This is a genomic window from Brevibacillus sp. AG162 (assembly GCF_006715575.1).
Classification (GTDB): Bacteria; Bacillota; Bacilli; order Brevibacillales; family Brevibacillaceae; genus Brevibacillus; species Brevibacillus brevis.
Genome location: NZ_VFNO01000013.1, coordinates 42,676 through 58,344, shown reverse-complemented (window position 1 = coordinate 58,344; position 15,669 = coordinate 42,676). Strand labels below are relative to the sequence as shown.

16 protein-coding genes are annotated in these 15,669 nt (G+C 49.1%); 15 read left to right on the top strand and 1 reads right to left on the bottom strand.

Annotation, left to right across the window (positions count from 1 at the left end; all coding sequences use genetic code 11):
• Positions 1 to 168 precede the first annotated feature (168 nt).
• The 7 genes from FB479_RS27095 (at position 169) to FB479_RS27065 (ending at position 6,688) form a co-directional block, all read left to right on the top strand.
• Positions 169 to 363 carry a YezD family protein gene (locus tag FB479_RS27095; RefSeq protein ID WP_142067338.1) on the top strand — a complete coding sequence of 65 codons (195 nt, stop codon included), beginning with the start codon at positions 169 to 171 and terminating at the stop codon, positions 361 to 363.
• 34 nt (positions 364 to 397) lie between these two features.
• Positions 398 to 679, top strand: a complete 282-nt coding sequence (locus FB479_RS27090) for a DUF2325 domain-containing protein (RefSeq protein WP_106653888.1) — start codon at positions 398 to 400, stop codon at positions 677 to 679.
• A 223-nt stretch (positions 680 to 902) separates the two neighbouring features.
• The gene (locus tag FB479_RS27085) at positions 903 to 2,546 is read left to right on the top strand and encodes a peptide ABC transporter substrate-binding protein (protein ID WP_142067337.1); all 1,644 of its coding nucleotides are present in this window, start codon (positions 903 to 905) and stop codon (positions 2,544 to 2,546) included.
• A gap of 72 nt (positions 2,547 to 2,618) precedes the next feature.
• Complete coding sequence (locus FB479_RS27080; RefSeq protein ID WP_142067336.1) at positions 2,619 to 3,509, top strand: serine hydrolase; 891 nt, start codon at positions 2,619 to 2,621, stop codon at positions 3,507 to 3,509.
• Positions 3,510 to 3,514: 5 nt separating this feature from the next.
• On the top strand, positions 3,515 to 4,939 hold the full coding sequence (locus tag FB479_RS27075) for a serine hydrolase (protein ID WP_142067335.1): 1,425 nt from the start codon (positions 3,515 to 3,517) through the stop codon (positions 4,937 to 4,939).
• Between the two features lie 140 nt (positions 4,940 to 5,079).
• Positions 5,080 to 5,799 (top strand): 3'-5' exonuclease, encoded by a 720-nt coding sequence (locus tag FB479_RS27070; protein WP_106653892.1) that lies wholly within the window; start codon positions 5,080 to 5,082, stop codon positions 5,797 to 5,799.
• Between the two features lie 25 nt (positions 5,800 to 5,824).
• Positions 5,825 to 6,688 carry a GNAT family N-acetyltransferase gene (locus FB479_RS27065; RefSeq protein WP_142067334.1) on the top strand — a complete coding sequence of 288 codons (864 nt, stop codon included), beginning with the start codon at positions 5,825 to 5,827 and terminating at the stop codon, positions 6,686 to 6,688.
• 64 nt (positions 6,689 to 6,752) lie between these two features.
• Here the strand turns inward: FB479_RS27065 and FB479_RS27060 are convergent, their stop codons facing one another.
• Entirely contained in the window at positions 6,753 to 7,721 is a 969-nt protein-coding gene (locus tag FB479_RS27060; RefSeq protein ID WP_106653894.1) for an MraY family glycosyltransferase, read from the bottom strand.
• Between the two features lie 186 nt (positions 7,722 to 7,907).
• Between FB479_RS27060 and FB479_RS27055 the strand changes: the two genes are divergently transcribed.
• The 8 genes from FB479_RS27055 to FB479_RS27020 all read left to right on the top strand — a co-directional run bounded on the left by FB479_RS27055 (position 7,908) and on the right by FB479_RS27020 (position 15,664).
• Positions 7,908 to 8,300 carry a hypothetical protein gene (locus tag FB479_RS27055; RefSeq protein WP_142067333.1) on the top strand — a complete coding sequence of 131 codons (393 nt, stop codon included), beginning with the start codon at positions 7,908 to 7,910 and terminating at the stop codon, positions 8,298 to 8,300.
• Between the two features lie 21 nt (positions 8,301 to 8,321).
• Positions 8,322 to 8,834, top strand: coding sequence for a GNAT family N-acetyltransferase (locus tag FB479_RS27050; protein ID WP_142067332.1), 513 nt, complete (start codon positions 8,322 to 8,324; stop codon positions 8,832 to 8,834).
• Between the two features lie 321 nt (positions 8,835 to 9,155).
• A complete protein-coding gene (locus FB479_RS27045) occupies positions 9,156 to 11,012 on the top strand; it encodes a cache domain-containing sensor histidine kinase (protein ID WP_142067331.1) in 1,857 nt (618 codons plus the stop codon).
• The gene (locus tag FB479_RS27040; protein ID WP_142067330.1) at positions 10,984 to 11,742 is read left to right on the top strand and encodes a response regulator transcription factor; all 759 of its coding nucleotides are present in this window, start codon (positions 10,984 to 10,986) and stop codon (positions 11,740 to 11,742) included. Before FB479_RS27045 ends, FB479_RS27040 begins: the two co-directional genes overlap by 29 nt.
• 91 nt (positions 11,743 to 11,833) lie before the next feature.
• Positions 11,834 to 13,126: an ABC transporter substrate-binding protein gene (locus FB479_RS27035; protein ID WP_142067329.1), complete on the top strand. Its 1,293-nt coding sequence runs from the start codon at positions 11,834 to 11,836 to the stop codon at positions 13,124 to 13,126.
• Positions 13,127 to 13,180: 54 nt separating this feature from the next.
• On the top strand, positions 13,181 to 13,867 hold the full coding sequence (locus tag FB479_RS27030; RefSeq protein WP_142067328.1) for a hypothetical protein: 687 nt from the start codon (positions 13,181 to 13,183) through the stop codon (positions 13,865 to 13,867).
• A gap of 11 nt (positions 13,868 to 13,878) precedes the next feature.
• Entirely contained in the window at positions 13,879 to 14,817 is a 939-nt protein-coding gene (locus FB479_RS27025; protein WP_106653901.1) for a carbohydrate ABC transporter permease, read from the top strand.
• A complete protein-coding gene (locus tag FB479_RS27020; protein ID WP_142067327.1) occupies positions 14,807 to 15,664 on the top strand; it encodes a carbohydrate ABC transporter permease in 858 nt (285 codons plus the stop codon). The genes FB479_RS27025 and FB479_RS27020 overlap by 11 nt, the downstream gene beginning before the upstream one ends.
• Positions 15,665 to 15,669 lie beyond the last annotated feature (5 nt).

Below are 15,669 nucleotides of genomic sequence, written 5' to 3'. Positions count from 1 at the left end.
TCATATCATAGTAAATGCATCGGTTTTTAAATAATTAGCTGATCGGTCGACCGAAAGCTCCCGCGAGGACAAAGACAACCAAGCTGTCTAGTTGCGCAGGGAGCTTTCCGTCAATCGAAGGAAATGAATCATATACAAGAATTTTGGCGAAACAGGAGGGTGGTCCCCATGGCAAAAAATGAGATTTCCCTAGACGATCTCTTATTGGAGAAAATCGCGCGCGCACTGGACGGTCTGGAATACGGCTCCATACATATTGTGGTTCACGATTCACAGGTCGTTCAGATTGAACGGACGGAAAAATACAGACTCCCGGCGGAAAAGCCTGAGACAAAGATTTCGCAAGCGCGCACCGGAAAATAGAAATAGGCGTGGAAAAAAGAGAGGAGGAAGGACTATGGCAGGCGTTCTCGTGGTAGGAGGAGATCGGGTAGCAGAAATCGAGAGCTTGTTGCAGAACAAAGGGTTCCAGAATGTCTATCACGTATCAGGTCGCAAAAAATCCGATGTGAAGGCGACGATTCCTTCTGATACGGAGCTTGTTCTTGTCTTTATTAACTTCGTGAGTCACAGCTTGAGTAAAAATATGAAGAAGCTGGCGAAGCAAAAGCACGTCCCGATCGTTTTTTGCCGACGATCATGTGATGCGGTAGCCATGTATGAACCAGCGATAAGCTAGAGAGGACAGCCTCAATATGCGCGGATGAATAGAAGTATTCAAGGATGAATACTTCTTTTTTGCGTGACAGAGACTACTGGTAGAAACTTGTCGGACCAAACCGGGTAAAAGTATTCAGCACTGAATAATCTCACCAAAAGAACAACGGAAAACACGAATGGCATAAAATTTGCAGAATATTTATTCAATATTCGGTAATCCGATTCAAACAGGGGGGTACAGCATGAAAAGACCAGTTGTCATGACAAGTCTCTTCGTATTGCTTACGGGACTATTTGCAGGCTGTAGCAGCGGCAATACACCGACTCAAACCGCACCAGACAACCAGCAGCAACCAGCGCCAGCACAGCAGGCAACTGTGCAGCCTGCGGCAGAGCAGACCTTGCGAATGAATGCCGCCGAGCCTGAAACACTTGATTCAGGCATGTCCAACGACGTGATTTCCGGTGCCTTCATCCGTTCGCTGTACGACGGGCTCGTTCGATTGGACAAGGATGGCAAGCCAGTCAATTCCGTTGCATCCGACATTCAAGTATCTAAGGACAAAAAGGTGTATACCTTTACTTTGCGCGATAGCAAGTGGAGCAATGGCGACCCGGTTACGGCTCAAGACTTCGCCTTTGGCTGGATGCGCGTGCTCAATCCGAAGACAGCCAGCGGCTCCGCCTACAAATACTATCCGATCAAAAATGCCCGAGCCTTTTACGAAGGAAAGGCGAAAGCGGAGGATGTCGGCATCAAGGTCGTCAATGACAAGACACTGCAAGTCACCTTGGAAAACCCTACCCCTTACTTCCTGACACTTGCGACCTTTTACTATCCGGTCAATCAAAAGGTGGTAGAAGCCAATCCCGATTGGGCGAAAAAGCCCGCGTCCATCGTGACCAATGGGCCGTTCAAGCTGGTGAATTGGGAGCATAAAAACAAGATTGAGCTGGCCAAGAACGAGCACTATTGGGACAAGGACGTCGTGAAGTTTAACGAAATCGAGTTTTCCATGATAGAGGATACGAATACCGAGCTGGAGCTGTTCAATAGCGGTGAGCTGGATTGGGCTGGCGGCCCGATTAGCGGACTGCCTGCGGATGCCATTGGACCGTTGCGCGACGAAGGCAAGCTGCAAACCATGCAACGTGCCACCAACTACTATCTCTTGTTCCAGACGGAAAAGCCGCCATTTACGAACAGCAAAATCCGCAAAGCGTTTGCCTACGCGATCAACCGCAGTGACATCGCAGAAAACATCGGTCAAGCCGGACAGACTCCCTTGATGGGCTTTGTCCCGCTTTCCGCCTCCCTGAAGCCGGAAGGATATTTCAAGGATAACGACGTGGAGACGGCGAAACAGTTATTGGCAGAAGGAATGAAGGAGATGGGCATCACCAAGCTGCCCGAAATCACCTATCTTTACAATACGTCCGACCTCAACAAGAAGATTGCCGAAGCGTTGCAGGCTCAATGGAAGCAATCTCTCGGTGTGGACGTCAAGCTGATCAATAAAGAATTGAAGGTCATGTTTGATGATCAGGAGCAAGGGAAGTACATGATTTCCCGAACAGGCTGGACGGGAGATTACAATGACTCCGTCAACTTCCTGGAGCTGATGATGGAGAAGTACAGCTCCAATAACTCTACCTTCTGGTTTAGCGAGAAATACGTAGAGCTGGTGAAAAAGGCGTACGCCGAGCCAGATGAGGCCAAGCGCAATCAGTATCTGGTCGAAGCGGAGAGCATCCTGATGGAAGAAATGCCGGTCACAGGTGTCTATTCCAGCGTGAATTCATGGGTACAAAATGAAAAGGTAAAAGGTATCACGGTCGATCCTTTAGGGTACATCGACTTCAAGTGGGGATACAAAGAACAATAGCGCGTCAAAGGAAATGGCCGACACGAAAATCCATGTGTGGGCCGTTTCACAAGCGATGGGGGAGGAATTTTCATGACATGGCAGCAAGCAGTAGAGAACGTGCTTAAGGAAGCTCCCGGTATTTATGGGATCGCAGCTGTACATCTGGAAACAGGAGAGACAGTAGGGCATCTGGATGAAGAGTTGTTTCAACTGGCAAGTACATTCAAAATTCCGATCATGGTCACCTTGATGCGCGAGGTGGAAGCAGGACAAATCCGCCTCGACCAGCGGGTAACACTGAAATGGGAGGATCGCGTGCCGGGGTCAGGCATTTTGCAAGAGCTGGATGCTGGAGCGGCCTTAACAGTCAAAGACTTGGCGACACTGATGACGATTGTCAGCGATAACTACGCGACAGACCAAATCCTCGAGCTGATCGGCGGTATCGACAAGGTGAATGAGCACATGCACGAACTGGGTCTTTCGCAGATTCATTTGCGTCATAATTGCTGGGTGCTTCTCAACCACTGTGTAGGTATGAACGAGCCCACACCTTCTCAGGAAGGATTCGATGAGTTCATGCGACGGGAAGAGTCAGGCAATTACGAATTGATCCACGATGTTTCGATGCCTACCCGTGATAATAACGTAGCCACACCAGCCGAGCTGAACCGTCTGCTAATCATGATTGCGCGAAAAGAAATTCTCACGGAAGCCTCCTGCGAGCTGATGCTGGACATCATGCGACGTCAGCATTACAACAGCCGTCTGCCGTACTTGCTGCCAGAAGGAACAAAGGTCGCTCATAAGACAGGAACCGTCAATGATGTCGTCAACGATGCTGGCATCATTTATTTGCCCGAAGGAAAAGGGATGATTGCAATCACGGCACTATCACGCGGTGTGACTGACAAAGAAGCCGCAGAGCTAACCATCGCCCGTGTTGCAAAAGCGATTTATGAGCAAGCGATGGGGAGTTGATAAAAATGACGGCATGGAAGGAACAGTTCCAGGCGTATGCACAGCAGCTGCTGGACGAGGCGAAGGCTCCGGGTGCAGCTATTGCGGTTGCACGTGATGGTGAGCTTTTGTACGAGGGGACGTTCGGTTTTCGTGACAGAGAACAGCAACTGCCACTTTCCCGCGACACCGTTTTTGGCATCGCATCCATCACCAAATCGTTTACCTGCGTTGCGATCATGCAGCTGCAGGAGGCAGGAAAGCTGTCTGTCCACGATCCGGTTGTGAAATATTTGCCTGAGTTTCGGGCGGGCGACCACGAGCTGACAGCGCGCATGACGATTCATCACTTCATGACACATACGCCTGGAATAGCGCCCATGCCTTACTTAGACGGCGCAATGAGGCGGAGTATGGAGAATGATCCTGCTGTCATTGGAACCAAGGCAGAGGAAGAACTGAAGACAGTGCCTTACTTGGATACGTACGAAGAAGTCATGGAAGCCATTGCTGGATTCGAAGGGAAGCCGCTCTCAGAGCCAGGGGGTGCCTTTAGCTACAACAACGATGCGTACGGGCTTTTGGGGGCGATCATTGAACGGGTCAGCAACCAGACGTATGAAAACTACGTTGCGAAGCATATTTTGCAGCCGCTGGGTATGGACAGAACCGTTTTCTTCGTAGATGAATTGGCTGACAAAGATGACGTCACGATTTTGTATACCAACAAAAAAATCGAGGACGAAAACGAAATCATTGCAGCACCCATCTGGCACGATGCCCCGGCGATGCGAGCAGCCGGTTTCCTCAAATCAACTGTAAATGACCTGCTCGCTTATTTGGAAGTCTTTCGTTTGGGTGCAGCGGGAAACCCGACACCGATTCTGTCTGCCGATAGCGTTCGGCAGATGCTCACTCCCTTTGCTCGTGTAGACGGGCACCGCTCCTACGGCTATGGTCTGATGGTTTCGCCTGCCTTTCCAGATGGCTTGCTGGTAGAGCATGGCGGATCGTTGAAGGGAATCAGCTCGCACATTTTTTCGGTTCCCAGTCAAGGGATTACGGGCGTGATTCTGGTCAATCTCGATGGCGTGAGCGTCCGGGAGTTGGTCCTCGGCTTTTTAAACAGTTATTTTGCAAGACCAGCCGGAGCTCCGGTCTATGCCTATGATCCATACGCGGTCGACGATGAGCAGTTGTCACTGTACGAGGGTCGCTACTCTTCGCAGGAATGGGTAAGCGCATCGATAGCCAAAAACGAAGGCAAGCTATTCCTTGAGGTGGATGGTCTCTCGTACCCACTGATACCGGTACAAAAAGACAGCTTCGTTTTCCAAAAAAGAGACTCCGTCCCCTGGATTGAGTTTTTCCGGGATGAAGACGGGCAAGTAGCGAGGATGGGCTACGGATTGCGTCAGTTGACGAGAGAGACCACAAAATCGCCAAGCTAAACAACTAAACACAAGGATAGGAATCCTATGGGGTTCTTATCCTTTTTCGTTTCAATCAGGCAGCCGCTTTTGTCTTTGTTTTGCTTTCTATGCCCGATCCGAGCCATAATAGAGACAATACATACAGGATGTGATAACGCTTGCAGATCATTGTTTTTGACCTTGAAACGACACTGACTTATCAGAAAGACAAGATCCCGGAAATTATTGAGATCGGAGCGGCAAAAGTCGTACCCGGAAAAAATGGCGTAGAGGTCGACACATTTCAGCGCTACACGTTTCCAGCCATTGAGCGCCGAATCACAGAGAGAACGCGCAAGTTCATCGGTCTCGATAAAGAGAACATGCCAACCTTCATCCCGTTTCGGCGGGCATTCGCAGAATTTATGAAGTGGATTGGCAACGATTCTGAGTACTACCTGTGCACATGGGGGCAAGACGACAAGCGGCTGATGATCGAGCATTGTGCGCGATTCGGATTGGACTTCAACTGGATGCGCAATTACAACGACATCCAGCCGCCAATTAGCATGCTTTTGGCTGATCGCAAGCAGATGAGTCTGAAAGAAGCGATTGACACGGCAGGAATCATCCAGGAGGGCAGGCTGCACTCGGCCTTGGTCGATGCCATCCATACGGCTCATTTGCTCATCAAATACAACAAGACGGTACACTTGAAGGAAAACACGCCAGAAGAGAACTACAATTTGTCGAGCTCGCTGTACATTACGTGCCGATCTTGCAAAAAAAGCAAATACTACACGGCTTTTGGGCGAAAAAGCAGAAGATGCGAAGCTTGCCTGCAACATCGCAAGAAGCTGGAAAAAGCCGCAGAAGCAGCAACCGTCCAACAGAGCTAACGGGAGAGAACGGAGGAGTGCGTAGATGATCCGACAAGCACAATCAAAAGACAAAGAGACAATCGTGACGATGATTGGCGAAGGCATGCTTTGGAGGACCGAAGAGATTGGCGATATCGTGGAAAAAGCTACAGTTTACATCTGGGAGGAAAACGAGCAAATCATCGGCTGTTGCACATATGATTTGAACTCCTCCGGTGAAGACGGGACAGCAGAAATATACGTCTATACCCGACCAGACCATCGAAAGCGAGGAATCGGCTCCCGGCTGTTCGAGAAGCTTTGGCTGGAATTGCAACAGCACGAGGAGAAGCCGACGGCAGTCATGGCTACCTATCGCGTAGACCACGGGCAGGGTGCTGATTTTTTTGCCAAGAGAGGCTTTGCTTCTATCTGGGGACATCATCTGATGAAATACACAGGAGAGATCGGGCCGGAACCGACACTCGACGTACGAAAATTCACCGAGTCCGATATGGATATGTACATCCAATCGCAGAGTGACGCTTACTATGAGGTACGCAAAGGCATTGATCTTCAGCCATACCGTTTGGCAGACTATCCTGAGAAAACGATGAACGCATGGAAGAAATGGCTCCTGAACGATATGAGAGAAGACATTTACTTATTCGAGCATGAGGGAGTATTCGTAGGGTCCTTGATCATCACAGGACATGGCGAGGTTTACGATGTGTTCGTAGATCCCGTGCATCAAGGCAAAGGCTACGGCAAAGAGCTTGTCCGTTTTTTTGTGAACCGAACGCTGGAAAAGGGCTTGCAGCCGTATCTCGTCACAGGCACCCATAACGAACCTGCGATTGCGTTGTACGAACGGACAGGCTTTCAAACGTTTCAGACGACCACGACAGCGAAGCGAGACTTCGCGTGATCCGCTCATAAAAAAATGCCGCCGGAATTAGACCCGAGCGGCATTTTTCGTTGTGACCGATAACCTATACTCCGAGCAGGAGCAGGATAATGGACGTCAGACTAAAGCAAACACTGATCAAGCACAGGAAGGTGACGACCTGCTTTGGATTGAGTCCAGAACGCAGCAGGCGATAATGAACCTGGCTGGCATCTGCTTGATAGATCGGCTTACCTTGAAGGAAGCGTTTGGTCACCACAAACAGATTATCGAAAATCGGCACACCGAGTGCTAAAATCGGAATGAACAAGGAGAGAACCGTTGCCTGCTTAAAGGCACCATCCAACGCGATGACTGCCAAGATAAAGCCGAGGAAGGTCGCGCCTGCATCTCCCATGAAAATTTTGGCCGGCGGCTTGTTGTACCGCAGATAAGCCAAGGCAACACCGATCAGACTGATCGCCATAATCGCAGATGTGCTTTGTCCTTTTACCAAAGCGACCACAAAGAGCGTGCCTGCGGAGATCGCAGAAAGCCCTCCAGCCAAACCATCCATGCCATCCGAAAAATTGATGACCGTCGTTACTCCGAAAATCCACAGGATGGTCAGAATGAACTGCAACCATTCCGGGAGCAATATGTATTCGCCACTCAAAGGATTGTAAAAGCCGGAAAAAGTAATACCCGACAAGTAGACAATCACCGCGGCCGATACTTGGACGATCAGCTTGGGCAGGGCGGAAAAATCCTTGCCTTGCGTCTTGTACCAGTCATCAATGGTACCGATAATAAGCAGCAGTAGTGAGCCTGACAGAACAGCGATCGTTTGCCCGGTTGATTCTTTCGAGAAGAGCAAAAACGATGCAGCAAAGCCGACAAAAATAGCGTAGCTGGCTGTCAATGGGATAGGCTCCCGGTGAATTTTTCTTTCCACGTCTTTGCGAGGCTTGTCCACAAAATCAAGTCGAAATGCCAATTTAGCCAGAGGCGGAATCAGCACCATAACGATACAAAACGACAGGAAAAACGAAAGAGCGTACGTTATCGTGACCATCTCCTACAGGTAGTGAGCTTTCTATTGAAAAAGATACTCGCATACCGTGTTGTTTGACAAGTCTATTATAGGGAGTATTCCAAATTTTGTCGACTCTTGCAATCATGTGAGGGTGAGGTACCAAAAAAAGTTGGTACTTATCTCCAGCAGATCCGATCCCTATAATCCTTCGTAGGAGGGATCCAGATGGAATACTTGGCATTATGGTTTATCGTGGGGATCATCTTTTCTATAACACTTGCCGCCAAACAGATCAAGCCGTGGCTGAAATTCGTTATATTCGGTTACTATCTCGTGCTATCCTACCTATTTATCTCTCGTAAAGAACAGATATATAGTGAATATCATCGGGTGCCCGTGCCGGAGCAGTTCTGGGAAACCAACTCGGATTGGGTTGGATTCATGCTCGGTTTTTATTTTGTCCCATTTCTCCTCATCCTGCTGTTCATCTACTTTTGGTTGTTTCGAAATAACAACAGTGTGAAGAAAAGGTTTTTCATTGCTCTTACCATTGTACCCGCAGCGATTATCTATCTATGCTTGCTGTTTGTTTTCAGTATGTACGGATATCGACCTTAAAAACAATTCGGAGGGGCTTACATGAAGCCAGCGCTTTGTTATCGGGAAGGAATCGAGTTTTCAGAGGAAGAACTGCGTCAGCTGTCCCAGTTGCTGATCGATGTCGTGGAGGATGGGGCTTCCCTTGGCTTTTTACCGCCTATGCAGCTGGAGGAAGCACGCGCCTATTGGACTTCGGTGCCCCAAGAACATGTGAAAATTTGGGTAGCTGTACAGGAAGAGGTCATCATCGGAACCATCCAGCTGAATCTGGTGAGTCGTCCAAATGGATTGCATCGGGCAGAAATCGCCAAGCTGATGGTTCATCCTAGAGCGCAGCGTCAAGGGATTGGACGTGGACTGATGCTGCTGGCAGAGGCAAGGGCCCTTGCTGAAAACCGCAGCCTCCTCGTTTTGGATACACGAGCGGGAGATCCGTCCAACCAGTTGTATCAGTCGATGGGCTACCAGGAAGCAGGACGCATTCCGGGGTTTGCCCGATCGGCTGATGGCAGCCTGCATGATACCGTCCTTTACTTTAAAACAATAGAATAGTCGAACAAGCTACAAGCGGACGGTTAACAGGCGTCCGTTTTTCTGTTTAAATAGTATGAAAAGTTTCCATGCTGGGAGGCTCTTATGAAGATATCCAAGCTTAGGTCTGGCCAAGAGGTCATCATCCGTTTAGGAAAAATCGCTGACGCAGAGAATTCGGGATTAGCGTGACGAGAGAATTTTTTTGATTGAGGATACCTTCTACGATTGTCTCTCCATGGGCATCGAAATAAACTGAGGAACAGCCCGTCAGGATTTTGATCTGACGGATTTTTTTCATGAAAAAATACTGATTATTCAAACAAGTGGAAAGGGGCCATTATGAAAAGAAAAGTCTCGGCGCTTTTTTTGCAAAGTACACTGCGGGCGAAGATTCTCACGCTTTTTCTCTGTTTGATTGCAATCCCGTTAAGCTTGCAAGGAATCATCACGTACAGCCAGTTTTCAGCTTCAACGGAATCAAGGACGGCTGAATACACAGGGCAGATTGTGGGGCAGATCAATCGCAACCTGGAGCGCAATATACGGGAGATGAAGCGTTTATCTCTCATGCCGCTCTACGATCCAGAAGTCCTGTCCATTTTAAAGGAAATTCAGACAAATACGTCAGCTACTTCTTTTCTCTCCATGGAAAAAAGGGAGAAGATGACGCTGTATATCTCCAGTCTTTCCTATAGCCGACCAGAAGTAAAAGGCATTCAAATCATCGCGGGGAATGGCATGATTTTTTCCAATCTGGACCCTTCCATCATGAAGAGCAAGGGAGACTTGGCAGAAGAGGGATGGTATTCGCGTGTGATCAGGGAACAGGGGGCAGCCGTCATTATTCCACAGCATCGGCCCGTGTATTATTTGGATGCCTCTGGTGAGCGCTATGTGTCAGTGGCTCGGTTATTGCGAGAGCCGTATACGAAAGTACCGCTCGGGATTATTAAAATCGATATGAAGATGGACATGTTTGACCAAATCTTGTCCGATATGCCTTTTACCAAGGATGGGAGCTTGATCATCGTAAATGAGGGAAACGAGCTGTTTTATGAAAAGAGGGAGAGCGAAGGCTCACCGGGCTATCGTACTTTGCTGCAAGAAACCGAAGGAATCAATCGTGGGGATGCGAACCAGATGATGATTCAGGGACAGCGATATCTCTTCGTGGATCATCAATCGAGAGAGACGGGGCTTGTGGTGATCAGTCTGATACCGCTCGATATCCTGCTCGCAGAATCCAATAGCTTGCGCAGCTTTACGATGCTGATTGCGGCGATGTTTTTACTCGTCGCTGGCGGACTCGCGATTTATTTTTCCTATTCGCTTAGCAAGCCGCTTGTTCAATTGAAAGAAAAGATGCTGCAAGTAAAGCGAGGTAATTTCCATGAACGAGTTCCTGTCGAGTCCCAAGACGAGATCGGGAAGCTTAGCGAGCAATTTAATCAGATGGTCGAGGAAATCAACCGCCTTGTCAATGAGGTGTATCTTAGCAGCTTGCGTGAGCGGGAGGCGGAGCTGGCGGCCTTGCAGAGCCAGATCAATCCGCATTTTATTTACAACACACTCGAATCGATCAATATGATGGCGATCCGCTCGGGTAATTACGATGTGTCCGACATGGTTTCTTCGCTCGGAAAGCTCATGCGCTATACGGTCGCTCGAGAGGATGGGCACGTTACGCTGACGCAAGAACTGGCGTCGTTAGAATCCTATGTCCGTATCCAAAAGATTCGTCTGGGAGAGCGCCTTCAAGTGTTTATGGACGTAGAAGAGAGCCTGTCGGATCAGCGTATCCCGAAGCTGCTGCTACAGCCTTTGCTTGAAAATGCAATTGCACACGGGATTGAGCATCAGGAACAGGGCGGGACGATATGGCTCACGGCGTTTTGTCAGGAGGGTGTCATGCAAATCAGCGTGAGGGACAATGGCAAGGGAATGTCTGAGCAATCATTGAGTCATCTGCTCACAAGTCTGCATACGCCTATGCAGCAGCATGAGATGACAGGCAACGCACACAATGGGACAGCATTGCGAAACATTTCCCAGCGGCTGACCTTATTGTTCGGGGAAGAGTACGGGCTAACGATTGAGAGCAGACCGGATCAAGGCACGAAAATTACGATGAGGATTCCACTCGATTTCCAGAAGGGAGAATCACGCCATGTACAAAGTATTGCTGGTGGAAGATGAAAGAATGATTCGGGAAGGCTTGAAAATGTTAATTGAAAAAGGAACATCTGGTTTTGCCGTTATGGCAGAAGCGGAAAATGGGAAGGATGCCCTGCATTATCTGCGCACGGAAATGCCTGATTTGATTGTGACAGATATCCGCATGCGGGAAGTCGACGGCTTGGCGCTGATCGGGAAAATTCGGGAGATGTATGAGGAGTTGCCGATCGTGATTATTAGTGGCTATGGTGATTTTCACTACGCACAGAAAGCATTGAAGTACAAAGTCTCCGACTATCTTTTGAAGCCTATTGATCGATTAGAACTGATAAGCACGCTCGCAAAAATCAGGCAAGTGTTGGATCGCAAAAAGAAAGTCCGGGAAGAAGAAAACACTGTCGACGGCAGCCACAGAGAAGAAAGACAAATCATTCGCAAGGTAAAAGCATTCATTCACGATCATTTGGACGGGGATCTGAGACTCCAGACGCTGGCGGAGTCTGTTCATTTGAATCCGATTTATTTGAGTCAATTGTTCAAGACCGAGACGGGGGAAAATGTTTCTGACTACATCACGCAGGTGAGGATGAACCGCGCCAAGCAGCTGTTACACGAGACGAGGCTGAAGGTGTATGATATCGCCCGCTTAGTAGGGTATCAGAGCGCGAAGCATTTCATGCTGGTATTCAAAAAGGAAGTCGGGATGACACCCGGAGGCTACCGAGACAGCGTAGGTACTGAAGATCTTTAAATCTCATACCAAATCTAAATACCGCGTGATTTATCTCACTATTCACTCAATTCTATACTGGTGACAGGGAAAACAGATAAGGAGGTACGCCATGAAAAAGGCAATCCTGTTGGCATTGTCTACTGCTTTGACAGCGTTTACATTTGGGTGCAGCAACACCGCGACAACTCCCGGTGACTCCACAACGGGCAAGAAAGAAGCAGTCGAGCTTACGTTTTTGACATGGGGCAACCAAGCCCACCTGGACCTGTATACGAAGCTCTCTGAAAAATTTACCCAACAAAACCCGACCATCAAGGTGAAGCTGGAATCTGTGCCATTCCCCGATTACCAGCAAAAGGTGACGGTGCTGGCTGCTGGTCAGGAGCTGCCTGACATCGGGTGGGTGTCTGAGAGAATGGTCCCACAGTTTATGGAGAATGGGATATTGGAAGATGTCTCGGATGTAAAGAACGATGCTGCTTTTAAGCTGGACGACTTTATTCCGTCGACGCTTGAGCTGTTCCAAAAAGACGACAAATTGTACGGACTGCCGTTTTCTACCCCGCCTACCGTGATGTTTTACAACAAAGACTTGTTTGACAAGGCTGGGTTGAAATCGCCGAACGACCTAGCGAAAGAAGGAAAATGGACGTGGGAGGAGTTCGAAAAGTCGGCGCAAGCGATCTCGAGCGGAACCGGGGTGAGCAAAATCTACGGGGCCAACTTCTTCCGAGATTGGAAAACGTGGATCATCCTGTCTTCCTATTCATGGTCAAATGGCAGCGGCCCGTTCAACAAAGAAATGAATCAGTTTACGTGGAATGACCAATACGGGGTGGAGACACTCAGCATGCTCCAACGGATGATGTTTACCGATGGGTCGCATCCGAAGGCTGGAGAGCAAGTCAGCTTTGAATCAGGCAAAATTGGCATGTTCTTTGATGTGTACAGCTACGTTTCGAAGGCACGGACGATCAAGGACTTTAAGTGGGACATTGCTCCGATGCCAGCGGGTTCACAAGGCTCGGCACCGATGCTTGGTCAGGCAGGGTATTCGATTTTCAAAGGAACCAAACATTTGGAGGAGACTAAGCTATTCCTCAAGTTTCTCGCGAGTGAGCAGGGTGTCCAGGAGACCTCGACGTACTTTGTACCGCCGCGTTTGTCTGTTCTAAATTCCGATCCGTTTTTGAATGTTCCAGGCAACCCAGACCCTGCACACATCAAGCAGGCGGTTATCGACGAAATGCCTAAGGCACATCTGCAACCAGGGCATGTGGACTGGCAAAAAATCGACACGACGATACTGGCTGGATTTGATCAATTATTTGGTCAAACGGCACAGCCTGCGGATATCGTGAAGGCGCTGGAAGAGAAAGTCAATCCGATCATGAAAAAGTAAGCTCGTCACAACGGTCTGGGATACAGGCCGTTGTGACTTGAGAGGGAGGTTACGATGAATCGTTTTCAACAGGCACTGGAAGAGAAGCCGTTTCTGCTCATGGTCAGTCTCCCGCAAAATGATGAGACCTTGGCCAGAGCAGCGATGGAGGAAGGTGCAGATGGCTTGAAGATGCACATCAATGTGTACCACCGTGCCAGTGGCAATCGGTTCGGTCCTTTGGCTGAATATACGGACTTTCTCCAAACGATACGCAGCCAGTTCGCAGGGCCGATTGGCATTGTCCCGGGCGGGTCAATGGAGGAGCTCAATCCCGAGGAAATCAAGCAGTTCGATTCGCTGGGAATCGACTTCATCTCCATCTATGGTCATCATTTGCCAGCCTCCCTTTTGAAAATCGGAGGGGTGACGAGTACGTTTGCCATCGATGATCAGTTTGATTTGAACCGATTGGAAGCTGTGAAGCATTTTCCCATGACCGCATTGGAGGCGTCGATTATTCCGGGGAGTGAATATGGCACGAGGCTTACGTTTGCCGACCTGCTCACCTATCGGTACATCGTAGAGAAGGCAGGCATTCCCATTATCGTCCCGACACAGCGAAAAATTGTGGCAGAGGATATGGAAGCTCTGCGGGAAACGGGGGTACGTGTCCTGTTAGCAGGAGCGATGGCGATCGGGAGAACCGAGGATGAAATTCGCCGTTCCATCCATGCATTGCGGAATGCGATTGAAAAATAAGGAGGGATCGTATGGAGAGCAAGTTGAATGTCCCGCTCTCTCCTGACAAGAGAACAAGTGGCACAAGGAAAAAATCCTTCAACCGGGAAGCGAATCTGACAGGATGGCTGTTTATAAGTCCGATGGTCATCGGGTTTGTGGCGCTGTTGCTAGGCCCGCTCTTGCTCGCGCTGTACATGAGCTTTACGGATTGGCCGTTACTAGGGGAAGCCGAATTTATTGGTTTGGAAAATTACAGAGCGATCTTTCAGGATGCCGAATTTTGGACGGTCGTGGGCAATACATTTACGTTCTCGGCCGGACTCGTCCCCCTGAACATCGTGTTGGCGTTGGGGTTGGCCTTGCTGCTTGTGCGCAAGCTGCCGGGGATCGGGATTTTCCGCACGGCCATTTTTGTGCCGGTCATGACATCACTGATCGTCTGGGCAATTGTGTGGAAGTATTTGTTTGCGACAGACACAGGGTTTATCAATCAAATCTTGCAGATGTTCGGGATTACAGGTCCCTCGTGGCTTTACAATCCAAAGCTGGCAATGCCGGTGGTGATCGTGACGAGTGTCCTGAAAAATGTGGGCTTGAACATGGTTCTGTTCATCGCTGCCTTACAGCAGGTGCCCGTTCACTTATATGAGGCGGCACGCATTGATGGAGCTAGTCGGACGCGTCAATTGTTTCAGATTACGATTCCGATGATCAGTCCGACGGTTTTTTTAACCACGTTGTTGACGATCATCGGCTCACTCAAGGTATTTGGGCAGATTTACGTCATGACTCAGGGTGGTCCGGATAACAGTACAAAGGTGCTCGTCTATTACATTTGGGAGCGTGCGTTCAAAAACTTTGAATTCGGCTATGCGTCTGCACTTGCCTTTGTGCTGTTCTTTATCATTTTAGTGTTTACGCTCTTGCAGTGGCAGTTTAGAAAAAGGTGGGTGTTCCATGAAGAGTAATCGCCACGGATTACATGCGGGCAAGTTATTGGGGATTGGCGGTCACTATGTAGCGTTAGGAGCGATATCCCTACTGATGCTGGTGCCTTTTTTGTGGATGCTCTCTACATCGTTAAAAGAGCCAGCCAAAATATTCGTCTTTCCGCCAGAGTTTATCCCTTCGTCGATCCGCTTGGAGAACTATAAGGAGGTTTTGGCGAATACGCCGTTTCATCTGTTCTATTGGAACAGCCTGTACATTGCGATTCTGGTCACGGTTGGAACGGTTTTATTTGCCTCGATTGCGGGATATGCGTTTGCCCGTATTCCGTTTCGCGGACGCAATATCGTCTTTCTGGTGCTATTGTCGACGATGATGATCCCGCATGAGGTGACGTCGATTCCGATGTTTTTGTTCATGCGCATGCTTGGGTTTATCAATACGCATGTGCCACTGATCGTGCTTCCCATTTTCGGGGCAGGCGGAATTTTTGGTGTATTCGTCATGCGTCAGTTTTTCCTCGGGATTCCGAAAGAACTGGAGGAAGCGGCGATGATTGATGGCTGCTCGCGTTGGCGGATTTACTGGAGCATTATGCTGCCACTGGCGAAGCCAGCCATCGCGACGCTGACGATATTTACGTTTTTGACGAGCTGGAACGAGTTTTACGATCCGCTCATTTTCATCAACGACAGAGAGCTGATGACGCTGCCGCTCGCTTTGTCCTTGTTTACCGATGAAGTAGGGACAGCTTGGCATCATCTGATGAGTGCGTCCGTCATGGCGACCTTGCCGCTTTTGATCGTGTTCTTTTTCGCCCAAAAGCAGTTTATCGAGGGAGTATCGATGACGGGTCTAAAAGATTAAAGGAA